The 431-nt window shown below is 44.1% G+C and carries 1 rRNA gene; it reads right to left on the minus strand.

Annotation, left to right across the window (positions count from 1 at the left end):
- A 23S ribosomal RNA gene (locus GVL52_RS32240) occupies window positions 1-165 on the minus strand; the annotation flags it as partial.
- Window positions 166-431: the final 266 nt, after the last annotated feature.

The following is a 431-nucleotide window of genomic DNA, read 5'->3' on the forward strand; positions in this document are numbered from 1 at the left end:
ACTATGTATTCATCATGCGATACCTCTTGCGAGGTGGGTTTCCCCATTCAGAAATCTCCGGATCAATGCTTGTTTGCCAGCTCCCCGAAGCTTATCGCAGGCTATCACGTCTTTCGTCGCCTATCATCGCCAAGGCATCCACCACATGCTCTTAGTCACTTGACCCTATAACTTTGACATCTCTTGCGAGATACCACAGTCTTCTTTCAAGGACTTGCGAGGTCTTTCACCTCGCGCGTTATGCCGTAATGTGAATAATTCCTCGATATCACTATCAAGAAACATTCGTCATTACTGAATTTCAACTAGCTTTCGCAAATTGAACATTCGTTTTGACGCAATCAAAAAATTGTCATCAGAGGCACGGTCTGCACTAAACCTTTACGAATGTGCAGTTTCCTCTGACAACTCTGCTTCGACTCTATGAATTT

The organism is Rhizobium sp. 18055 (assembly GCF_902706285.1).
Classification (GTDB): Bacteria; Pseudomonadota; Alphaproteobacteria; order Rhizobiales; family Rhizobiaceae; genus Rhizobium.